Below are 22,350 nucleotides of genomic sequence, written 5' to 3'. Positions count from 1 at the left end.
TCCGAATTACGCTGACCTGCAGTTTACTCAGCCAGACCGCGCAAACCAACGCCCAGCTTGATTGCTGACGCGGCCTTCCAGCTCCAACTCGGTCAGGCTGGCGAGCACCTGCGCCAGCGCCTGCCCGCTGCTGCGGGCCAGCCCTTCGCTGGTTTGCGGTGCAGCGTGGAGCAAGGCGAGCAGGGGGTGGACGGGTTTATCCACAGCCACCGGCGGCAGGTTTTGCCAACCGCGCAGGCTGTCGAGGATCTGCTCGACGCTTTCCACCAGCAGCGCGCCGTCACGAATCAACTGGTGGCAGCCCTTGGCGCCGGGGTGATGGATCGAGCCTGGGATGGCGTACACCTCGCGGCCTTGCTCGGCCGCCAGACGGGCGCTGATCAGCGAGCCGCTGGCGGTACCGGCCTCGACTACCAGCACACCGAGCGACAAACCACTGATGATCCGGTTGCGACGGGGGAAGTTGCCAGGCAGTGGTCCGGCGTCCAGCGGGAACTCTGAAACCACTGCACTACCACGCTCGATCATCTCCTGCGCGAGGGCTTTATGGCGCTGTGGATAAAGTTTTTCAAGACCCGTGCCAAGCACCCCGATTGTGCTGCCTTGAGCGTCCAGCGCAGCCCGATGAGCGGCGCCGTCTACGCCCAGCGCCAGGCCGCTGGTGATGGTAAAACCGGCGCGGGCGAGGCAGCGCGAAAAAGCCGCGGCGTTGTCCAGCGCCGGCGGCGAAGCGCACCTGCTGCCGACGACAGCCAGCTGCGGGCGCTCGAGTATTTCAACGTTGCCGGCCACAAACAGCAGCGGCGGGGCATCGTCGATTTCGCCCAGCAGAGGCGGGTAGCCAGGCTGGTCCCACATCAGCAAATGCTGGCCCGGACGCTCTAGCCAGGCCATTGCAGCGCTGGCACCATCGCGCACTTCTGGGCTGCGCCGAGCCTCGCAGGCAGCGGCAGTCAGCCCCAGCGTGCGCCAGGCAGTTGCCGGTGCACTGAGCGCCGAGGAGGCGCTGCCAAACGCCTCAATCAGTGTCAGAAAACGCCGCATACCGACGTCAGGCAAGCGATGCAGGCGCAGCCTCGCCTCTAATTCAGCAGGTGGACAGTCAGACGAAAGGGGAACGGGCATGGCTGATCATCCTTGATCGACAAAGGGTCATGCAGATGGCACAACCTGTGGATAACTGTGTTGATAAGAGTTTTATAACCTGTCAACAGATTCGGCTATAAGCGCCGTTCTGAAACCCTAGCTGACCTTTGCTACGTGCTGAATCGTGCGTTTGCCTTTATTATGTGTGTTCAGTTTTCAACCGACCGCACAGTGACTGCCTGACCCCTATGGCCATTTTGAACATTCTCGAATTCCCGGACCCGCGCCTGCGTACCATTGCCAAACCGGTGACGGTGTTTGACGACGCCTTGCGCCAGCTGATCGACGACATGTTTGAAACCATGTACGAAGCGCCTGGCATCGGCCTGGCCGCGACGCAGGTCAACGTCCACCTGCGCCTGGTAGTGATGGACCTGAGCGAAGATCGCAGCGAGCCACGGGTGTTCATCAACCCCGAGCTCGAAGAGCTGACCGACGACATGGGCCAGTACCAGGAAGGTTGCCTGTCGGTGCCGGGCTTCTACGAAAACGTTGATCGCCCTCTGCGCATCCGGGTCAAAGCCCAGGATCGCGATGGCAAGCCGTACGAGATGGAGGCCGAAGGCCTGCTCGCGGTGTGCGTGCAGCACGAGCTGGACCACCTCAACGGCAAGCTGTTTGTCGACTACCTGTCGCAGCTCAAACGTGACCGGATCAAGAAGAAGCTGGAAAAGCAGCACCGCCAGAACGCCTGATCCCCCACCTTGCAGAAGGCTTGCTCCGGCAAGCCTTTTTCTATTTCAAGCGAGAACTCCATGCGCATCGTCTTCGCGGGCACCCCTGAGTTTGCCGCCGAACACCTCAAAGCCCTGCTCGACAGCCCTTACCAGGTGGTTGCGGTGTACACCCAGCCCGACCGTCCGGCCGGCCGTGGGCAAAAGCTCATGCCGAGCCCGGTCAAGCAGTTGGCCGTGGCCCATGACATCCCTGTGCTGCAACCGCCGACCCTGCGCAATGCCGAGGCCCAGGCCGAACTGGCCGCGCTGGCGCCGGACCTGCTGGTGGTGGTTGCCTACGGTTTGATCCTGCCGCAGGCGGTGCTGGATATCCCGCGCCTGGGCTGCATCAACAGCCATGCCTCGCTGCTGCCACGCTGGCGCGGTGCGGCTCCGATCCAGCGCGCCGTCGAAGCCGGCGATGCCGAGAGCGGCGTCACCGTGATGCGCATGGAGGCGGGCCTGGACACCGGGCCGATGCTGCTCAAGGTCACTACTCCAATAAGTGCCAGCGACACCGGCGGCAGCCTGCATGACCGCCTTGCCGAAATGGGCCCGCCTGCCGTGCTCGACGCGATTGCCGGGCTGGCCGCTGGCACCTTGCAGGGCGAAGTGCAGGATGACGCCCTGGCCACTTATGCACACAAGCTGAACAAAGAAGAAGCGCGCATCGACTGGAGCCGCCCGGCAGTTGAGCTGGAGCGTCTGGTACGCGCCTTCAACCCATGGCCGGTGTGCCACACCAGCCTCGATGGCGAGAGCGTGAAGGTCCTCGAAGCGAAGTTGTCCACAGGCAGCGGCGCACCCGGCCAGATCCTCAGCGCCAGCAAGGACGGCCTGGTCGTCGCCTGCGGTGAGCAGGCACTGAGCCTGACCCGCCTGCAACTGCCAGGCGGCAAGGCGCTGAACTTCAGCGACCTGTTCAACAGCCGCCGCGAGAAGTTCGCTGACGGCAAGGTGCTTGGCCAATGAACCCACGTCTGGCTGCTGCCCGCGCCCTCGCTGCTGTACTCAGCGGCAAGGCTTCGCTGAACAGTTCGTTGCCAACGCAAATGGACAAGGTCGAGGAACGCGACCGTGGCCTGACCCAGGACCTCGCCTTCGGCACCGCCCGCTGGCAGCCACGCCTGGAGCTGCTGGCCGCGCAGTTGCTGCAAAAGCCGTTCAAGGCGGCCGACAGTGATGTGCAGGCGCTACTGCTGGTGGGCTTGTACCAGCTGTTCTACACGCGGATCCCGGCGCATGCCGCCATCGGCGAAACCGTGGGCTGCGCCGACAAGCTGAAAAAGCCGTGGGCCAAGGCCCTGCTCAATGCCGTGCTGCGCCGCGCCCAGCGCGAGGGCGAAGAACTGCTCGCCAGCATGGAGCGCGACCCGGTGGTACGTACCGCCCACCCGCGCTGGCTGCAGAAGTCGCTCAAGGCGTTCTGGCCGGAGCAGTGGGAAGCCATCTGCGCCGCCAACAATGCTCATCCGCCGATGATCCTGCGGGTCAACCGCCGCCATCACAGCCGCGACGCCTACCTGGCCTTGCTTGGCGAAGCCGGTATCGCGGCCGCTGCTTGCCAGTACAGCCGCGACGGCATCGTGCTCGCGGCTGCCTGCGACGTGCGTGGCCTGCCAGGCTTTGCCGAAGGCTGGATCAGCGTGCAGGACGAAGCGGCGCAACTGGCCGCCGACCTGCTCGAACTGGCCCCCGGCCAACGCGTGCTGGATGCCTGCTGCGCACCGGGCGGCAAGACCTGCCACCTGCTCGAAGCCGAGCAGGGCCTGGCCGAAGTGGTGGCAATCGACCTGGAAGCCAAGCGCCTGGTCCGCGTGCGCGAGAACTTGGCGCGCCTGCAACTGGACGCCAAGCTGATCGCCTGCGATGCCCGCGACACCGCCAACTGGTGGGACGGCAAGACCTTCCAGCGCATTCTGCTCGACGCACCGTGCTCGGCGACTGGGGTGATCCGCCGTCATCCGGATATCAAGCTGACCCGTCAGGCTGATGACATCCCGGCCCTGGCCACGTTGCAGGGCGAGTTGCTCGATGCGCTGTGGCCAACCCTGGAAGTCGGCGGCATGCTGCTGTACGCCACCTGCTCGAGCCTGCCGACCGAAAACACTGAAGTGATCGAGGCGTTTCTGGCCCGTACGCCAGGCGCTCGTGAACTGGACCTGGCCACCGAGGCCGGCCTGCGCCAGCCGCACGGGCGCCAGTTGCTGGCTCAGGAAGGCGGCCACGACGGCTTCTACTATGCCAAGCTGATCAAGATTGCCGCCTCGCGCGGATAAAACACCAGGTTAGGAGTAGTGGATGAAGATCATCATCCTTGGCGCAGGGCAGGTAGGCGGCACGCTGGCAGAACACCTGGCCAGCGAAGCCAATGACATCACTGTGGTCGACACTGATGGCGACCGCCTGCGCGACCTTGGCGACCGCCTTGATATCCGCACCGTGCAGGGCCGTGGCTCGCTGCCGACGGTGCTGCGCCAGGCCGGCGCCGACGACGCCGACATGCTGGTGGCGGTGACCAACAGCGACGAGACCAACATGGTCGCCTGCCAGGTCGCCTACTCGCTGTTCCACACCCCGACCAAGATCGCTCGGGTGCGCGAATCGGCGTACCTGACTCGGGAAGAAATGTTCCACAACGACCATATCCCGGTCGACGTGCTGATCAGTCCCGAACAGGTGGTGACCAACTACATCAAGCGCCTGATCGAGCACCCCGGCGCACTGCAGGTGATCGACTTCGCTGACGGCAAAGCCCAGTTGGTGGCGGTCAAGGCCTACTACGGCGGCCCGCTGGTGGGCCAGCAGTTGCGCCAGATCCGCGCGCACATGCCTAATGTCGACACCCGCGTGGCGGCCATCTTCCGCCGTGACCGGCCGATCAAGCCGCAGGGCGATACCGTCATTGAAGCCGATGACGAGGTTTTTTTCATCGCCGCGAAGAAGGACATCCGTGCGGTCATGGGCGAGTTGCGCCGCATCGACGAGACCAACAAGCGTGTGGTCATCGCCGGGGGCGGGCAGATCGGCGAGCGCCTGGCTGAAGCGATCGAGAGCCGCTACCAGGTCAAGATCATCGAGATGAACGCGGCCCGTTGCCGTTACCTGTCCGACACCCTGGAAAGCACCGTGGTGTTGCAGGGCAGCGCCTCGGACAAGGACCTGATGCTGGAAGAGAACATCGCCGACGCCGATATCTTCCTGGCCCTGACCAACGACGACGAGGCCAACATCATGTCGTCGCTGCTGGCCAAGCGCCTAGGTGCGCGCAAGGTGATGACCATCATCAACAACCCGGCCTATGTCGACCTGGTGCAGGGCGGCGATATCGACATCGCCATCAGCCCGCAGTTGGCGACTATCGGCACCTTGCTTGCCCACGTGCGCCGCGGCGATATCGTCAGCGTGCACTCGCTGCGCCGCGGTGCGGCCGAGGCGATCGAGGCGGTGGCGCATGGTGACGCCAAGTCGAGCAAGGTGATTGGCAAGGCCATCGCCGACATCGACCTGCCGCCGGGCACCACCATTGGCGCGATCATTCGTGCCGAGCAGGTGCTGATCGCCCACGACAACACGGTGCTGGAAACCGGCGACCACGTGATTCTGTTCGTTGTGGATAAAAAGCATATCCGCGACGTCGAGAAGCTGTTCCACGTAGGCTTGAGCTTTTTCTAAGGAGGCACGGCAATGCGCGAATCGCTGCAGAAGATGCTCGACAAGGGTGTGGATAACTCACTGTTGCGCTTCGGTCTGGGCAAGGCCTGGCTGGATGAGGGCAACGGCGCCGAGGCGGCGGTGCATCTGGCCCGCTGCGTTGAGCAGGACCCGAAGTATTCGGCGGCGTGGAAGCTGTTGGGCAAGGCTTATCAGCTGAGCGGTGATCTGGCCGCGGCGCGGCAGGCGTGGGAACAAGGGACTGAAGCGGCGCGGGCGCATGGCGACAAGCAGGCCGAGAAAGAGATGGCGGTGTTTTTGAAGAAGTTGAATAAAATCTGAGATTGCTGGGGGCCGCTTTGCGGCCCTTCGCGGCGGTCCGGCGTCCCGGCAAGCCCGCTCCCACAGCATTTGCAACGCCGCCGTAACCTGTGGGAGCGGGCTTGCCCGCGAAGGACTGCGCAGCAGCCCCAGAAACCTCAATACCAGCGCGGCTCGCCAGCCGGACGCTTCTTGAAGCGCTTCATGCTCCACATGTACTGGCTCGGATACTCGCGCACATAACGCTCGACCACCTTGCTCATGGCCGCCGCCGACACCGTTACATCGGTGCTGTACATCTCCTCGGGCGCCGCCTCGAGAATTACCCTGAACCCAGAACCATCCGGCAGCCGCAGCGCATGCAGGAACACCCCGACCGCCTTGCCGCCAGCCAGCATGTTCGGCACAAACTTGCTGGTCAGCGCCTGGGTGCCGAGGAACGGTACAAACACCCCAGCCGACTCGGCCGGCTCCGGGTCAGCCGGAATCCCCACCTGGCCACCACGGCGCACTTCCTTGATCACGCTGAGGATGCCTTCCTTGGTCGACGGCGCCACACGGTTGCCCATCTGCACGCGCTGCTCGCGAAGCAGGTCATCGACCGCCTTGAGCTTGGGCGGGCGGTAGAAAATGATCGGTTTGCACTGGCTGCAGTAGAAGTGGTTGAGCACTTCCCAGTTGCCCAGGTGGCTGGTAATGCCGACTACGCCCTTGCCTGAGGCCAGGGCGGCCTCCAGCACTTCCAGGCCCTGCACTTCGTGGACGAGGTCCAGCGAACGCTGGGGCGGCCAGATCCAGGCGCAGGCGCTTTCGACAAACGACTTGCCGATATCGCGCAGGGCGCGGCCGACCAACTGCTCGCGCTCGGCCGGGTCCATCTCCGGAAAACACTTGGCCAGGTTGATCCGCACCACGTTGCGCGAACCGTTGGGTATCTTCCACATCAGCCAGCCAATGCCGGCGCCAACCCGTTGCACCGCGCTCCAGGGCAGCTTGGCAAACAGGCGCAGCACCCCGACCATCAGGGCGCCCTTGAACTTTTCCACAGGCGAATTCCTTATTTCAGCAAGCGCGCATTGTACCCGCTCAGCGCGCCAAGGCGGCGTAGCGATCGCAGTCGGTGGTGTGGTCCATGACCATCCCGGTGGCCTGCATGAACGCGTAGCAGATAGTCGGACCAACGAACGTGAAGCCGGCTTTCTGCAACGCCTTGCTCATCGCCTTGGCCTCGTCGGTGACTGCCGGCATCTCGCTACGGTCGATGAAGTGGTTGATCTTCGGCGTGCCGCCGACAAACGACCAGAGCCACTCGGCCGGGTTATCCACAGCCAGCCAGGCCTTGGCATTACGCCGCGCCGCGTTGAGTTTGAGGCGGTTGCGGATGATCCCGGCATCGAGCATCAATTCCTCGATGCGCTCATCGCTCATCTGCGCCAGCTGCACCGGGTCAAAGTCATACATGACCTGGCGATAGCGCTCGCGCTTGCGCAATACGGTGATCCAGGACAGCCCAGCCTGGAACCCTTCGAGCAAAAGCATCTCGAACAGCAACGCCGGATCGCGCTGCGGCGTTCCCCACTCCTGGTCGTGGTAGGCCTGGTACAACGGATCGTCGGTACACCAAAAGCAGCGTGGCATAAGGCTCCAATCAGTAGAGGGCGAGGCGAATCGGGTTATACTCCCGCTCTTTACATCCGCATCCCCAGATACAGGTGAATTTCGTGAGCCAGCCTACGCCAGCCGTGCGTACCTTCCAAGACCTCATCCTCGCCCTGCAGAAGTACTGGGCTGAGCAAGGTTGTGTGGTACTTCAGCCCTACGATATGGAAGTAGGCGCCGGCACTTTCCACACCGCGACCTTTTTGCGCGCCGTCGGCCCAGAAACCTGGAACGCCGCCTACGTGCAGCCAAGCCGTCGGCCTGCCGACGGACGGTATGGTGAAAACCCCAACCGCCTGCAGCATTACTACCAGTTCCAGGTGGTCCTCAAGCCTAACCCGGCCAACTTCCAGGAACTGTACCTGGGCTCGCTGAAAGCGATCGGCCTCGACCCGCTGGTGCACGATGTGCGCTTCGTCGAAGACAACTGGGAATCGCCGACCCTCGGCGCCTGGGGTCTGGGTTGGGAAATCTGGCTGAACGGCATGGAAGTGACTCAGTTCACCTACTTCCAGCAAGTCGGCGGTCTGGAGTGCTACCCGGTCACCGGCGAAATCACCTACGGCCTCGAGCGCCTGGCGATGTACCTGCAGGGCGTTGATTCGGTGTACGACCTGGTCTGGGCTGACGGCCCGTTCGGTGTGGTCACCTATGGCGACGTGTTCCACCAGAACGAAGTGGAGCAATCGACCTACAACTTCGAGCACGCCAACGTCGACAAACTGTTCGAGCTGTTCGACTTCTACGAAAGCGAAGCCAACCGCCTGATCAAGCTCGACCTGCCGCTGCCGACCTATGAAATGGTCCTGAAGGCGTCGCACACCTTCAACCTGCTCGACGCCCGCCGCGCCATCTCGGTGACCGAGCGCCAGCGTTACATCCTGCGCGTACGTACGCTGGCTCGCGACGTGGCGCAAAGCTACCTGCAAGCCCGTGCCCGCATGGGCTTCCCGATGGCGACCCCTGAACTGCGTGACGAAGTGTTGGCTAAGCTGGAGGCTGCACAATGAGTGCTCAAGATTTTCTGGTTGAACTGGGCACCGAAGAGCTGCCACCCAAAGCCCTCGCCAGCCTCGGTGACGCGTTTTTGGCCGGTATCGAAAAAGGCCTGCAGGCCGCTGGCCTGAACTACGCCGGCAAGAGCGTGTATGCCGCGCCGCGCCGCCTGGCAGTTCTGATTCGTCAGCTCGACGTGCAGCAGCCTGACCGCTCCATCAACGTCGATGGCCCGCCCATGCAGGCCGCGTTCAACGCCGAAGGCCAGCCAACTCAGGCGGCCCTGGGCTTTGCCAAGAAGTGCGGCGTCGACCTCAGCGAGATCGACCAGAGCGGCGCCAAACTGCGCTTCTCGCAGCACATCCCGGGCAAGGCTACTGCCAGCCTGCTGCCGACCATCGTCGAAGATTCGCTCAACGACCTGCCGATTCCCAAGCGCATGCGCTGGGCGGCCAGCCGTGAAGAATTCGTGCGGCCAACCCAATGGCTGGTGATGCTGCTCGGTGAGCAGGTGGTCGATTGCACCATCCTCAAGCAGCAAGCCGGTCGCGAGTCGCGTGGGCACCGTTTCCACCACCCGGAAAACGTGGTTATCAGCGCGCCTGCCAACTACGCCGAAGACCTGCGCAAAGCCTACGTGCTGGCCGATTTTGCCGAGCGCCGCGACTTGATCGCCAAGCGCACCGCAGAGCTCGCCCTGCAGCAGGAAGGCACGGCCATCGTGCCGCCGGCGCTGCTCGATGAAGTGACTGCGCTGGTCGAATGGCCGGTGCCGCTGGTGTGCTCGTTCGAGGAACGCTTCCTTGAAGTGCCGCAAGAAGCGCTGATCACCACCATGCAGGACAACCAGAAGTACTTCTGCCTGCTCGACAGCGACGGCAAGTTGCTGCCGCGCTTCATTACCGTGGCCAACGTCGAGAGCCGTGACCCGCAGCAGATCGTGCTCGGTAACGAAAAGGTCGTGCGTCCGCGCCTGACCGACGCCGAGTTCTTCTTCAAGCAGGACAAGAAGCAGCCCCTGGCGACCTTCAACGAGCGCTTGAAGAACGTGGTGTTCCAGGCCCAGCTGGGCAGCGTCTACGATAAAGCCGAGCGTGTTTCCAAGCTGGCCGCCTACATCGCCCCACGCATCGGCGGCGACGCCCAGCGTGCGGCGCGTGCCGGCTTGCTGTCCAAGTGTGACCTGGCCACCGAAATGGTCGGCGAGTTCCCGGAAATGCAAGGCGTTGCCGGCTACTACTACGCCATGAACGACGGCGAGCCGGAAGACGTCGCCCTGGCCCTGAACGAGCAGTACATGCCGCGCGGTGCTGGCGCGGAACTGCCGCAGACCCTCACCGGTGCTGCCGTGGCCATTGCCGACAAGCTCGACACCCTGGTCGGTATCTTTGGCATCGGCATGCTGCCAACCGGCAGCAAAGACCCGTACGCCCTGCGTCGCGCTGCCCTCGGCGTGCTGCGCATTCTGATCGACAAGCAGCTGGACCTGGACCTGACCGACGCCGTGAGCTTCGCCGTCAACCAGTTCGGTAGCAAGATCAAGCCAGCCGGGCTGTCCGAGCAGGTCCTGGAGTTCATCTTCGACCGCCTGCGTGCACGTTATGAAGACGAAGGCATTGACGTCGGTACCTACCTGTCGGTACGTGCCCTCAAGCCAGGCTCGGCGCTGGACTTCGACCAACGCGTACAGGCCGTGCAGGCATTCCGCCAACTGCCTGAAGCCGGGGCCCTGGCCGCGGTCAACAAGCGTGTGTCGAACCTGCTGAGCAAGGCTGAGGGTGCGATCTCCGAGCAAGTCGAGCCGAAGTATTTCGACAATGCCAACGAGTTCTCGCTGTACTCGGCGATCCAGCAGGCCGACCAGGCTGTGCAACCGATGGCTGCGGCCCGTCAGTACCGTGAGTCGCTGGCCCGCCTGGCAGCGCTGCGTGACCCGGTGGACGCCTTCTTCGAGGCAGTGATGGTCAACGCCGAAGATGCCAAGGTCCGTGCCAACCGCTACGCCCTGCTCAGCCGCCTGCGCGGTCTGTTCCTGGGTGTTGCCGACATCTCGTTGCTGGGGTAAGCCTTGAAACTGCTGATTCTCGATCGTGACGGGGTGATCAATCACGACTCCGACGCCTACATCAAGTCGCTGGAGGAGTGGATCCCCATTGCCGGCGCGATCGAGGCCATCGCGCAGTTGAGCAAAGCGGGCTGGACGGTGGCGGTGGCCACCAACCAGTCCGGCATTGCCCGGGGCTACTATTCGCTGGACACCCTCGAGGCCATGCACACGCGCTTGCGCGAGCTGGTGGCCGAGCAGGGTGGCGAACTGGGCCTCGTCGTGTACTGCCCGCATGGTCCGGACGAGGGCTGCGCCTGTCGCAAACCGAAGCCGGGCATGCTCGAGGCAATCGCTGCCCATTACCAGGCAGAGCTGCCTGGCGTATGGTTCGTCGGCGACAGTAAAGGTGACCTGGAGGCCGCCCTGGCCGTCGGAGCACAACCGGTGTTGGTGAAAACCGGCAAAGGTGAGCGCACCCTGAGCAAGGGCGTCGCTGCAAGCACGCTGATTTTTGACGATCTGGCCGCTGTCGCCAGAGCACTTATCTAGACTGTACGCCGCCTGGCGCACAGTTCATTAGGCGGGCACGACCCGCAACGGTACATGCCACTATGTCGATCCTGCAGGCGATCAGAATCTTTCTTTTTTACCTGCTGCTGGGCACCAGCTCGTTGCTCTGGTGCACCTTGAGCTTCTTCATCGCGCCGTTTCTGCCGTTTCAAAAGCGCTACCGCTTCATCAACGTCTACTGGTGCCGTTTTGCCGTGCGCCTGACCGAGGTGATGCTGGGTATCCGCTACAAGATCACCGGCGCGGAGAACGTGCCAGCGACCCCGTGCGTGATTCTGTCCAATCACCAGAGCACCTGGGAAACGTTCTTCCTGTCGGCGTACTTCCAACCGCTGAGCCAGGTACTCAAGCGTGAGCTGCTGTATGTGCCGTTCTTTGGCTGGGCCATGGCCATGCTGCGGCCGATCGCGATCGACCGCGACAACCCCAAGGAAGCCTTGCGCCACGTTGCCAAGAAGGGCGACGAGCTGCTCAAGCAAGGCGTGTGGGTATTGATCTTCCCTGAGGGTACCCGTGTCCCGTATGGGCAGATCGGCAAGTTCTCCCGTGGCGGTACGGCCTTGGCGGTGAACGCAGGCCTGCCGGTGCTGCCGATTGCGCATAACGCCGGCCGTTACTGGCCGAAGTCTGGCTGGGGCAAGCAGGCGGGGGTGATCGAGGTGGTGATTGGCGAGCCGATGTATGCCGAAGGCAGCGGGCCGCGGGCCATTGCTGACCTGAATAACCGCGCTGAGGCGTGGAATCAGGAGACCCAGCGGGCGCTGGGAGCGCTGCCTCCAGTGGCTGAAAGCAGCGCCGCAGACAGCTTGGAAAATTGTGGATAACTTGTGAGCAACTTTTCAAATGATGCTTAGAGATTGACTCTAAGTTATTGAAATTTATAGTTATTTATCTATGTGACAGTTTTTCGAAAACCGTGCATAAGTTTTTTCCATGATTGAAAACGGGGTCTGCTGTGCAGCCCCCGGCTGTTTCAGATCAGACCTTGTCCAGGTCCACATCCTTGGTCTCTTTCAAACAGAATATCCCCACCACCAGGCTCACCCCGGTTATCAACACCGGGTACCACAGCCCATAGAAAATATCCCCGGTATACACCACCAGCGCGAACGATACGGTCGGCAGGAACCCACCGAACCAGCCGTTACCAATGTGATATGGCAGGGACATCGAGGTATAGCGGATCCGCGTCGGGAACAGCTCGACCATCACCGCCGCAAGCGGGCCATAGGTCATGGTCGCGATCAGGATCATCGCCACAATCAGCGCCACCACCATGAACTCGTTGACCTGCGCAGGATCGGCCTTGGCCGGATACCCCGCCTGGGTAATCGCCGCACGCATTGCCGCTTCGTCGAAGCCAGTGATGGCCGTGTCGCCGATGTTCACCACGACATCACTGCCAGTCGCAGCAGCAGAGCTGTACGGCAGGCCCTGCTTGACCAGGAAGGTCTTGACCTTGTCGCACGGGCTGTCGAAACGCGCTTTGCCGACCGGGTCGAACTGGAAGGTGCAGCTGGCTGGGTCAGCCATCACCACGATGGGCGACTGACGGCTGGCGGCGTCGATCTGTGGGTTGGCGTAATGGCTCAGGGCCTTGAACAGCGGGAAGTACAGGACGGTTGCCAGCAGCAGGCCAACCATGAGGATCGGCTTGCGGCCAATGCGGTCAGACAGCCAACCGAAGAATACGAAGAACGGCGCGCCGATCACCACGCTGATGATCAGCAGAGTGTTGGCCTGGGCCGGGTCCATCTTGAGCATCTGGGTCATGAAGAACAGCACATAGAACTGCGCCGTGTAGAAGGTTACTGCCTGACCGGCGTTGATGCTGAACAGTGCCGTCAGGACGATCTTGAGGTTGCTCCAATTGGTGAACGACTCACGAATCGGCGACTTGCTCAGCTTGCCCTGCGCCTTCATTTTCACGAAGGCTGGCGACTCGTGCATGCTCATGCGGATCCAGGTGGAAATCCCCAGCAGCACAATCGACAGCAGGAACGGCAGGCGCCAGCCCCAGGTTTCAAACTCATCACCGCTGATGTAGCGGCTACCCAGTACCACCAGCAACGACAGCAGCAGGCCCAGGGTCGCGGTCGACTGGATGAAGCCGGTATGGAAACCGCGCTTGCCGGGCGGTGCGTGCTCGGCCACGTAAGTTGCCGCGCCACCGTACTCGCCACCCAACGCCAGGCCTTGGAGCATGCGCAGAATCACCAGGATGATCGGCGCCGCGATACCAATGCTGGCATAGGTAGGCAACAGCCCGACCGCGAAGGTCGACAAGCCCATCAACACGATGGTGACCAGGAAGGTGTATTTACGCCCGATCATGTCGCCCAGGCGGCCGAACACCAGCGCGCCGAACGGCCTGACCAAGAAGCCCGCAGCGAATGCCATCAGGGCGAAGATGAACGCCGTGGTGTCGTTGACCCCCGCAAAGAACTGCTTGCTGATCACCGCCGCCAGAGCGCCGTACAGAAAAAAGTCATACCACTCGAAAACCGTCCCGAGGGATGACGCGAAAATGATCTTTCTTTCCTCGCGACGGCTGGTAGGGCTCGCCGCTGCTCCCTGCTCTTGAATGTAATCAGACATCGTTGCTGTCCTCGGCCCGCAGGCCACAGTGATTATTCTTGTTGTTCCACTGCCGGCAGGCCCTGATCACCAGCCGCCGCTTGTTGCACGCACCTGGTCAGGGCGTCGGTATTGCGCTTGCGTCGCTGAGGTAGGTTTGGGTTGCAGCTCCTTTGAGAATCAGTTGCGCCGCTTTCTCGGCGATCATCAGTGTCGGTGAACAGGTATTGCCGGAAACAATCTGCGGCATGATCGAGGCGTCAGCTACGCGCAGACCCGGGATGCCGTGCACACGCAGTTGATGGTCGACCACATCGAACGCGCCGCTGCCCATGCGGCACGTGCCGACCGGGTGGAAGATGGTGGTGCCGATCTTGCTCGCAGCCTCAAACAGCTCTTCTTCAGTGTTGAGCGCAGCGCCCGGTAGGTACTCGACCGGGTCGAAGGCGGCGAGGGCAGGGGCCTGGACGATGCGCCGGGTCATGCGAATGGCATCGGCGGCAACTCGCAGGTCTTGCGGGTCGCTCAGATAGTTAGGGTTGATCACAGGCTCGGCATGCAGATCGGCCGAGCGAATATCGATGCGCCCGCGGCTGGCGGGGCGCAGGTTGCACACCGACGCGGTGAACGCCGGGAAGCGGTGCAGCGGCTCGCCGAAGCGCTCCAGTGACAGCGGCTGGACGTGATATTGCAGGTTCGCGCTGGCCTGCTCGGGGCTGGAGCGAACGAATGCACCGAGCTGGCTGGGCGCCATCGCCAGCGGGCCGCTGCGGTCGTATAAATAGCGCAGGCCCATGCCCATCTTGCCCCATAGGCTGTTGGCCATCTGGTTCAAGGTACGGGTGTTGCGGATCTGGTAGATCAGGCGCAGCTGCAGATGGTCCTGCAGGTTGCCGCCCACACCAGGCATGTCATGGCGTACGCCGATGCCGAGATCTTCAAGCAGCTTGCGCGGGCCGATGCCGGAACGTTGGAGGATACCCGGTGAACCGACCGAGCCTGCGCAGAGGATAATCTCCCGCCGCGCCTGAAACTCGTGCCACTCACCCTGCCAGCGAGCTTTGACCGCCGTAGCACGGGTATTGTCGAGCAGCACCTGGTCAACTTCGACGCCAGTGAGCAGAGTCAGGTTGGGCCGCTTGAGGATTGGCCGCAGAAAGGCTTTGGCCGCATTCCAGCGTACGCCGCTGCGCTGGTTGACCTGAAAGTATCCACAGCCTTGGTTGTCGCCGGTATTGAAGTCATCGACCTTGCCAATCCCGCTCTGCTCGGCGGCATCGCGGAAGGCGTCGAGGATCGGCCAGCTGTAGCGCTGCTGTTCGACCCGCCATTCGCCGTCGGCGCCGTGGCTGTCGCTGCTACCGGCATAGTGATTCTCGCTGGCCTTGAACAGCGGCAGCACGTCTTTCCAGGCCCAGCCGTCGTTGCCTTGTTCAGCCCAGCGATCATAGTCGCTGGCCTGGCCGCGCATGTAGATCATGCCGTTGATCGACGAGCAGCCGCCGAGCACCTTGCCGCGCGGATAACCTAGGCTGCGGCCGCCAAGGCCCGCTTGCGCCTCGGTCTTGAAGCACCAGTCGGTGCGCGGGTTACCGATGCAATAGAGGTAACCGACCGGGATGTGAATCCATGGATAGTTATCGCGCCCACCCGCTTCGAGCAGCAGCACCCGGCAGGATGGATCGGCGGACAAACGGTTGGCCAGCAAACATCCGGCTGGGCCAGCGCCTACAACGACATAGTCGTAGGCAGAATCGGCTGATGGCATGTGCGACCTCGGGCCTGATTATTATTCTTGTCGCTTTTGATCTTAGTGCGTAATTTCGCTAAGGAAACACGAGTTTTCGCTCAACCGCTGTGCGTTTTAGCACAGCCAATATCAGCCGTTTCCTAAGTAACCTGACAGCCGCTCACAGTTATGCACAGGGATAAGCATGTTCGACTGGAATGATCTGAGGTTCTTTCTCGAGTTGCAGCGCAGCGGCCGTCTGCTGACTGCGGCCAAGCGCTTGAACACCACCCACAGCACGGTGGCGCGGCATATCGAGGGCATCGAAAAGAGCCTGGGCACAGCGCTGTTCGTTCAACATGCACAGGGTTACGAGCTGACGCCGTCTGGCCAGGCACTGCTCAAGCATGCCGAAGCGATGGAGAACGTCGCGCTGTTGGCGCAGGAAGAGATCACCCAGGCGATAACGCCGCTGGGCAAGATCCGCCTGGGCGTCACCGAAGGCATCGGCATCATGTTCTTCACTCCACGCATGCGCGCCTTGTTCGAGCGCTATCCCGGCCTGGAAGTCGAGCTGGTGGCGGTGCCGCGCTTCGTCAGCATCCTCAACCGCGAGGCAGAAATCAGCATCCACCTGGAACGGCCTAACGCCGACCTGTTGATAACTCGCAAGCTCACTGACTATCGGCTGGCACTCTACGCCAGCCCCGAGTACCTCGAACGTTCACCGGCGCTGAACAGTCGTGAGGATCTGGCCCGTCACAGTTGGATTGGCTACGTCGACGATCTGCTGTTCAGCCAGGAGCTGCTGTTTCTCAACAGCTTCTGCCGTGCGCCGAATGTGATCTTTCGCAGCACCAGCGTCATCGCTCAGCAGCAGGCCGCACGCGCCGGCTTGGGCATCGCTGTGCTGCCCAACTACATGGCCAGGCATGATCCACAGCTGCGCCGGGTGCTGCCCAGCGAAACCATCCAGCGCAGCTACTGGATCTGCACCCGGCGCGAGTTGCACAAGTCAGTGCGCCTGCGGGTAGTCTGGGATTACCTGCTGGCGCTGTGTGCAGCAGAGCAGGCCGAACTGCTAGCCGAGTAGGCCCTTGCTCGCCAGCAGCAGCGCTGCGCCGATGCCGACCACCGCAAACAGCTGCTGCAAGCGCGGCCCGGCCAATTTGCCGGCCAGTGGGCGCGCCAGTAGCAGGCCCATCACCGCACCTACCGCGAAGGGTGCACCTACCTGCCAGTGCATCACCCCGGCGACGCTGGCGCTGACTACGCTGCCGCAGGCAACCAGCGCGATCACCGCCAACGAGGTGGCGACAATGCTCTTCATCTCCAGGTTGGTATAACGGCTGAGTGCCGGAATGATGACGAAGCCGCCACCGACGCCCAGCAGTCCCGACAGTAAACCCGCCACACCGCCAGTCACGGCCAGGGCACGTGCGCAGGGCAAGGTCCAGCGCAGCCGCCCCTGCAAAGGGTTGAGTACACAGGGCATGATCAGCCGCTCGCCACACGGCGGCTCACCACGCAACTCGCGCGCCGCCTTGCGCCAGATGCGCAGGCAGGCATGGATCAGCACTGCGGCGAACACCAACGCCAGCGGTGCGTTGGGTAACCGATGAGCGAGCATCAAACCGAAAGGTGTTGCGCAGATACCGATCAGCGCAATGAACAACGCCGCGCGATAACGCACCAGGCCCTGGCGCAGCCCGAGCAGCGCACCGACTGACGCCGCCAGGCCGACTGCCAAAAGGCCAACTGGCGCCGCCTCGACCATATTCAAACCCAGCCCGAATACCAATAACGGCACTGCCAGAATGCCTCCGCCAGCACCGGTCAACGCCAGTACCGCTCCGATGATCGCGCCCAGCGCTGCACCCAGCACTTCGATCACGATTGCTTCTCGGTGCCGGCAGGTTGCGGCCGCGCCAGCCATTCACGGCCTTTGAGCATCCCATGCCAATACAGCGCAGGGAGCAGCTTCACCTTGAGTAGCCAGGCCAGCCGAGTAGGCTGCCGGCCGTCGAGCAACCACTGCGCAAAGCTGGGTGCCAGCGTACCGCCGTATTTGAATTCAGCCAGGACGATCTTGCCGCGCTCCACGGTCAACGGGCATGAACCGTAACCGTCATAGTGCGCGAGGGTAGGCGACCGGCCGAGCGCTACCAGCACGTTGTTGGCCACCACCGGCGCCTGCTTGCGCGCAGCCGCGGCAGTCTTGGCGTTACTGGTATTGATCGCATCACCCAGGCCGTGCACGTTGGCGAACTGCCGATGGCGCAGAGTGAACGGATCGACATCCAGCCAGCCCGCGCCATCCGCCAGCGGGCTGCTGCGGATGAACTCGGGCGCTACTTGCGGCGGCACCACGTGCAACATGTCGAAGGGCTCGACTCGCGTCTGCGTGCTGCCATCGGCCAGGCTGTGGATAAACGTCGCGCGCTTGCCCGGACCATCTACTGCCACCAGGCGGTGTGAATAGTTGAGATCCACCGCGTACTTGTCGATGTAGGCCATCAATGCGGGCACGTAGTCAGCAACGCCAAAAAGTACCGGACCCGAATTGTAGAAGCTGGCCTTGATGGCACCCAGGCGCTCACGCCGCAGCCAGTGATCACACGAAAGGTACAACGCCTTCTGTGGGGCCCCTGCACACTTGATGGGCATCGGGGGCTGGGTGAAGAGGGCGCGGCCTTGCTTGAGATTCTGGACCAATTGCCAGGTGTAAGGTGCCAGGTCATAACGGTAGTTGGAGGTCACACCGTTGCGCCCGAGGGTTTCCGTGAGGCCCTCGATTGCCTGCCAGTCGAGAGTCAGGCCGGGGCAGACCACCAGCTGTTCGTAACTGATGATGCGGCCGTCCTCCACAACCACGCTTTGCGCTGCGGGATCAAAACTAATCACCCGCGCTTTTATAAATCGCACGCCTTTGGGGATGGCGCTGACCATGCTGCGCGCGGTGCTGGCAGCGCTGAATACACCAGCGCCGACCAGGGTCCAGCCGGGTTGGTAGTAGTGCACCTCAGCCGGGTCGATCAACGCAATATCGAGCGTCGGATCACGCTTGAACAAACTGGCGGCGGTGGCAATCCCCGCAGCACCAGCGCCGACGATCACCACCTTGTGATGGTCGATGCGCGTGCTATTGGCTGTGGATGGCAAGGCAGGCATGCGGGTTTTCCTTTTCGATCTTGGTATGGGTACTTGGCCGGCGACGTTCAGAGCTGGTTCAGCGGGATTTTCAGGTAACGCACGCCGTTGCTCTCCGGTTCAGGCAACTGCCCGCTGCGCATGTTGACCTGGACGGCGGGCAGGATCAGTACCGGCATATCCAGGGTGGCGTCACGCGCTTCGCGCATGGCGACGAACTCGTCCTCGCTGATGCCCTGACGGATATGAATATTGCTGGCGCGCTGTTCGGCCACGGTGGTGACAAAACGCAGGGCGCGACCCTCGGGCAGGTAGTCATGGCACATGAACAGTTGGCTGTGGTCGGGGAAGGCGAGCAAACGCCGGATCGAGCGATACAGCGTGCGTGCGTCGGCACCGGGAAAATCGCATCGGGCAGTGCCGTAGTCAGGCATGAACAAGGTATCGCCGACAAACACCGCCTTCTCGCCAGCATCCTCGACCACGTAGCTCATGCACGCCGGGGTGTGCCCTGGGGTGTGTAGCGCACGGGCCCGCAGATTGCCGATCATCAGCACGTATTCGTCTTCCAGCAACACGTCGAACTGGCTGCCGTCGCGGGCGAAACCGGGTTCGGCGTTGAACAGTGCTGCGAAGGTCTTCTGCACCTGGGTGATGTGCGAACCGATGGCAACCTGGCCGCCAAGCTTGGCTTTCAGATAGGCAGCAGCCGACAGGTGATCGGCGTGCACATGAGTTTCCAGAATCCACTGCACACTGGCGCCGAGCGCCTCGACCCGAGCGATCAGCTTGTCCGCCGAGCTGTGGCTGGTGCGTCCCGACTTGGGATCGTAGTCGAGCACGCTGTCGATCAGCGCGCACTTGAGGGTCTGGCGGTCCATCACCAGGTAGCTGATGGTCGAAGTGGCCTCGTCGAACAGGCCCTCTACATGGATGTTGTTGCCGATGATCATCACACTCTCCAGATATCTGCAGCGCCTTGTTAGGCTTAGGCAGTAACCCAGGGTTTATCAAGATGCATGCCAGGGTTTCAATGAGGCGTTATGGCCCACCTGTCCGCAGTGCTACAGCTATCGCAGCGTTGTCTTCCTCTCGATTCGCTGCCAGCACTGCCAGTGGTTGGCAGTCGACTGTCAGCCAATGGCAGTCACTGGCAGTCCTTGCTACGCTCGCCAGGTACCCGCAACCGGTTCTGGTCATGTCTGCGCTTTCCGCTTCTCATCCAGCCATCCTCGGCCTGGTGTCCTACCTTGAGCACGATGTGCACCCGTCGATCGTGCTCGACACCGACTACAACATCCTTGCGGCCAATGCTGCCTACCGGCGTCAGTTCGGCATCAATGACAGTGCGCCGCTGGGCGAGAAATGTCATCGCGTCTCTCATCACTACGCGGTGCCGTGTGATCAGGCCGGCGAGCACTGCCCGATGCGCAAAGCCTGGGACAGCAAAGTGCCGGAGCGGGTCCTGCACATTCATCACACCCCACGCGGGCCCGAGCATGTCGACGTCGAGTTGCGGCCAATCCTCGATGAGCAGGGCAGGGTGGTTGCTTTCGTCGAGCGCCTTAACACCGTGACCCTGGCTGCCGCCCAGCCACAGCAGCAAGGGCTGGTTGGCCGCGCGCCGGCGTTCCAGGCGGCGCTGGCCAGCTTGCAACGCGCCGCGCCAGCGCAGATTCCGGTGTTGCTGCAAGGCGAGTCCGGCACTGGCAAGGAGTTGTTCGCCCGTGCCCTGCACCTGGGCAGCCCGCGCGCGACCGGCCCGCTGGTGGTGGTCGACTGCACTGGGCTCAATGACAGCCTGTTCGAGAGTGAGCTGTTCGGCTATGAGAAAGGCGCGTTCACTGGCGCGACCCAGCGCAAGATCGGTCTCGCCGAAGCGGCCCATGGCGGCACGCTGTTCCTCGACGAAATAGGTGAAGTGCCGCTGACCATGCAGGTCAAGTTGTTGCGACTGATCGAGTCGGGCAGCTTCCGCCCGGTGGGCAGTTTGCGCACCGTGCACTCAGACTTCCGCTTGATCTCGGCTACCCACAAGCCGCTCAAAGAGATGGTGGCAGCAGGTACCTTTCGCGAGGACCTGTACTACCGAATCAGCGGTTTTCCGATTCGCTTGCCAGCGCTACGCGAGCGAGTAGAGGACCTACCGATGCTGGCGCAGAGCTTGTTACAGCGCATGGCTGGCGCACATACCGTCACGCTGACACCTGAAGCGCAAGCGCGCCTGAGCTTGCATGCCTTCCCGGGCAATATCCGCGAGCTGCGCAATATCCTCGAACGCGCGCGATTGTTTGCCGATGACGGGCTGATCCGCCCAGAGTATTTGCCTGAGGACCTGGCCCCCGCCAGCTCGAATGTATCGACACGAGACTCGCGTAATTCGCTAGCCGACCTCGCGCAGTTGGTGGAGCAGTTCCAAGGGCCGCGCAGCGAGCTGGCGCAGGTACTGGGCATCAGTGAACGCACGCTGTATCGCCGGCTACGTGAGCTTGGGCTTTGAGAGGGTCGAATGCGCTGCTGTTCCACGTGGAACATGCCTGCGCAGGGACGTCGGATTTTGCACACTATGTCGCGATCAGCCGCGCAGACGACGCCTAGAGACCACCCACAGTCGCGCAGGCGTCAGCGCTGTAATTTATCTTTGCTACGGTCTCAGTTCTCATTGCAAGGGGGCGTACCGTCATGAAGCTCGTACCAAAAGTGTTGGCTGCCGCGATCTGTCTCGGCCTAGCCAGCCAGGTGTGCGCGACTGAACTCAAGCACTGGCCAGAGCCTGCTGCCAAACAACTCGATGCCATGATCGCCGCGAATGCCAACAAGGGTAACTACGCGGTTTTCGACATGGACAACACCAGCTACCGCTTCGACCTTGAGGAAGCGCTGCTGCCGTTCATGGAAAACAAAGGGCTGATTACCCGCGATACACTGGACCCTTCCCTCAAGCTCATCCCCTTCAAAGACACTGCTGACCACAAAGAGAGTCTGTTCAGCTACTACTACCGCCTCTGTGAACTGGATGACATGGTTTGCTACCCATGGGTAGCACAGGTGTTTTCGGGCTTCACCCTCCAAGAGCTGAAGGGTTACGTAGATGAGTTGATGGCTTCCAAGAAGCCAGTGCCGGCCACCTACTACGATGGCGACACGGTAAAAACCACCGAAGTCCAACCGCCCAAAGTCTTCACGGGCCAGACTGAGCTGTACAACAAGCTCATGGAAAACGGCATTGAGGTCTATGTGATCACTGCTGCGTCCGAGGAGCTGGTACGCATGGTCGCCTCTGATCCCAAGTATGGCTACAACGTCAAACCGGAAAATGTAATCGGTGTGACCACGCTGCTGAAAGATCGCACAACCGGTGCGCTGACCACAGCACGCAAGCAGATCAGCGCAGGCAAGTACGACGAGAAAGCCAACCTCGGTCTTGAGTTGACTCCTTACCTCTGGACCCCGGCTACCTGGATGGCCGGCAAGCATGCGGCGATTCTGACGTACATCGACCAGTGGAAAAAGCCGGTACTGGCCGGTGGCGACACACCCACCAGTGACGGCTACATGCTGTTCCACGGGGTTGATGTCAGCAAAGGTGGCATTCACCTGTGGATAAACCGGAAGGACAAATACATGACTCAGCTCGACGGCATGATAAAAGCCAACGCCACTGCTCAGGCCAAGCAAGGCTTACCGGTGACGGCTGACAAGAACTGGGTGATCGTGAAGCCGGACGACATTCAATAAGAGGTAGTCGGCTGACAGAGCAGTGAAAGACCGAAAAAACAAAAAGC

General features: G+C 62.1%; 20 protein-coding genes. 12 read left to right on the top strand and 8 right to left on the bottom strand.

Annotation, left to right across the window (positions count from 1 at the left end; all coding sequences use genetic code 11):
* Nucleotides 1-27 precede the first annotated feature (27 nt).
* On the bottom strand, nt 28-1,125 hold the full coding sequence (dprA, locus tag M2396_RS12075) for a DNA-processing protein DprA (protein ID WP_259075161.1): 1,098 nt from the start codon (nt 1,123-1,125) through the stop codon (nt 28-30).
* 209 nt (nt 1,126-1,334) lie between these two features.
* Between dprA and def the strand changes: the two genes are divergently transcribed.
* From def to M2396_RS12050, 5 genes are read left to right on the top strand one after another with little or no spacing between them, the layout of a single operon-like run.
* Complete coding sequence (gene def, locus M2396_RS12070; protein ID WP_101322761.1) at nt 1,335-1,841, top strand: peptide deformylase; 507 nt, start codon at nt 1,335-1,337, stop codon at nt 1,839-1,841.
* Between the two features lie 60 nt (nt 1,842-1,901).
* Entirely contained in the window at nt 1,902-2,834 is a 933-nt protein-coding gene (gene fmt / locus M2396_RS12065) for a methionyl-tRNA formyltransferase (RefSeq protein WP_259075157.1), read from the top strand.
* Nucleotides 2,831-4,141, top strand: a complete 1,311-nt coding sequence (rsmB, locus tag M2396_RS12060) for a 16S rRNA (cytosine(967)-C(5))-methyltransferase RsmB (RefSeq protein ID WP_259075155.1) — start codon at nt 2,831-2,833, stop codon at nt 4,139-4,141. The genes fmt and rsmB overlap by 4 nt, the downstream gene beginning before the upstream one ends.
* 22 nt (nt 4,142-4,163) lie before the next feature.
* Entirely contained in the window at nt 4,164-5,537 is a 1,374-nt protein-coding gene (gene trkA / locus M2396_RS12055) for a Trk system potassium transporter TrkA (protein WP_101322764.1), read from the top strand.
* A 12-nt stretch (nt 5,538-5,549) separates the two neighbouring features.
* A complete protein-coding gene (locus tag M2396_RS12050) occupies nt 5,550-5,858 on the top strand; it encodes a tetratricopeptide repeat protein (protein WP_150570277.1) in 309 nt (102 codons plus the stop codon).
* 137 nt (nt 5,859-5,995) lie between these two features.
* Here the strand turns inward: M2396_RS12050 and M2396_RS12045 are convergent, their stop codons facing one another.
* The gene (locus tag M2396_RS12045; RefSeq protein WP_150570278.1) at nt 5,996-6,883 is read right to left on the bottom strand and encodes a lysophospholipid acyltransferase; all 888 of its coding nucleotides are present in this window, start codon (nt 6,881-6,883) and stop codon (nt 5,996-5,998) included.
* Between the two features lie 40 nt (nt 6,884-6,923).
* Nucleotides 6,924-7,475: a DNA-3-methyladenine glycosylase I gene (locus M2396_RS12040; protein WP_101322767.1), complete on the bottom strand. Its 552-nt coding sequence runs from the start codon at nt 7,473-7,475 to the stop codon at nt 6,924-6,926.
* Between the two features lie 83 nt (nt 7,476-7,558).
* On the opposite strand from M2396_RS12040, the gene glyQ reads away from it, so the two are divergent.
* From glyQ to M2396_RS12020, 4 genes are all read left to right on the top strand, one after another.
* Complete coding sequence (glyQ, locus tag M2396_RS12035) at nt 7,559-8,506, top strand: glycine--tRNA ligase subunit alpha (protein WP_101322768.1); 948 nt, start codon at nt 7,559-7,561, stop codon at nt 8,504-8,506.
* Entirely contained in the window at nt 8,503-10,557 is a 2,055-nt protein-coding gene (gene glyS, locus M2396_RS12030) for a glycine--tRNA ligase subunit beta (protein WP_101322769.1), read from the top strand. The genes glyQ and glyS overlap by 4 nt, the downstream gene beginning before the upstream one ends.
* Nucleotides 10,558-10,560: 3 nt before the next feature.
* Nucleotides 10,561-11,088 carry a D-glycero-beta-D-manno-heptose 1,7-bisphosphate 7-phosphatase gene (gene gmhB / locus M2396_RS12025; protein WP_101322770.1) on the top strand — a complete coding sequence of 176 codons (528 nt, stop codon included), beginning with the start codon at nt 10,561-10,563 and terminating at the stop codon, nt 11,086-11,088.
* Nucleotides 11,089-11,150: 62 nt separating this feature from the next.
* Entirely contained in the window at nt 11,151-11,933 is a 783-nt protein-coding gene (locus M2396_RS12020) for a 1-acyl-sn-glycerol-3-phosphate acyltransferase (protein ID WP_101322771.1), read from the top strand.
* 154 nt (nt 11,934-12,087) lie between these two features.
* On the opposite strand, the gene M2396_RS12015 is transcribed toward M2396_RS12020, so the two are convergent.
* Both M2396_RS12015 and M2396_RS12010 read right to left on the bottom strand, forming a co-directional pair.
* On the bottom strand, nt 12,088-13,707 hold the full coding sequence (locus M2396_RS12015; protein ID WP_101322772.1) for an MFS transporter: 1,620 nt from the start codon (nt 13,705-13,707) through the stop codon (nt 12,088-12,090).
* A gap of 97 nt (nt 13,708-13,804) precedes the next feature.
* Nucleotides 13,805-15,454: a GMC family oxidoreductase gene (locus M2396_RS12010; protein WP_101322773.1), complete on the bottom strand. Its 1,650-nt coding sequence runs from the start codon at nt 15,452-15,454 to the stop codon at nt 13,805-13,807.
* Between the two features lie 166 nt (nt 15,455-15,620).
* On the opposite strand from M2396_RS12010, the gene M2396_RS12005 reads away from it, so the two are divergent.
* Nucleotides 15,621-16,508, top strand: a complete 888-nt coding sequence (locus M2396_RS12005) for a LysR family transcriptional regulator (protein ID WP_101322774.1) — start codon at nt 15,621-15,623, stop codon at nt 16,506-16,508.
* Here the strand turns inward: M2396_RS12005 and M2396_RS12000 are convergent.
* From M2396_RS12000 to M2396_RS11990, 3 genes are read right to left on the bottom strand one after another with little or no spacing between them, the layout of a single operon-like run.
* Nucleotides 16,497-17,351 (bottom strand): sulfite exporter TauE/SafE family protein, encoded by an 855-nt coding sequence (locus M2396_RS12000; protein ID WP_259075142.1) that lies wholly within the window; start codon nt 17,349-17,351, stop codon nt 16,497-16,499. The genes M2396_RS12005 and M2396_RS12000 overlap by 12 nt on opposite strands.
* Complete coding sequence (locus tag M2396_RS11995; RefSeq protein WP_101322776.1) at nt 17,306-18,586, bottom strand: FAD/NAD(P)-binding oxidoreductase; 1,281 nt, start codon at nt 18,584-18,586, stop codon at nt 17,306-17,308. Before M2396_RS11995 ends, M2396_RS12000 begins: the two co-directional genes overlap by 46 nt.
* 47 nt (nt 18,587-18,633) lie before the next feature.
* Complete coding sequence (locus tag M2396_RS11990) at nt 18,634-19,518, bottom strand: MBL fold metallo-hydrolase (RefSeq protein ID WP_259075137.1); 885 nt, start codon at nt 19,516-19,518, stop codon at nt 18,634-18,636.
* A gap of 245 nt (nt 19,519-19,763) precedes the next feature.
* On the opposite strand from M2396_RS11990, the gene M2396_RS11985 reads away from it, so the two are divergent.
* Together M2396_RS11985 and M2396_RS11980 are read left to right on the top strand one after the other, a co-directional pair.
* Nucleotides 19,764-21,065, top strand: coding sequence for a sigma-54-dependent Fis family transcriptional regulator (locus M2396_RS11985; protein WP_259075134.1), 1,302 nt, complete (start codon nt 19,764-19,766; stop codon nt 21,063-21,065).
* A 182-nt stretch (nt 21,066-21,247) separates the two neighbouring features.
* Nucleotides 21,248-22,303 carry a haloacid dehalogenase-like hydrolase gene (locus M2396_RS11980; protein ID WP_150570284.1) on the top strand — a complete coding sequence of 352 codons (1,056 nt, stop codon included), beginning with the start codon at nt 21,248-21,250 and terminating at the stop codon, nt 22,301-22,303.
* The last annotated feature ends 47 nt before the right edge of the window (nt 22,304-22,350 follow it).

It is taken from the genome of Pseudomonas sp. BIGb0278 (assembly GCF_024809895.1).
In the GTDB taxonomy this organism is placed as follows: Bacteria; Pseudomonadota; Gammaproteobacteria; order Pseudomonadales; family Pseudomonadaceae; genus Aquipseudomonas; species Aquipseudomonas shirazensis.
The sequence above is the reverse complement of the archived record's forward strand: the minus strand, read 5'-3'. Positions and strand labels throughout refer to the sequence as shown.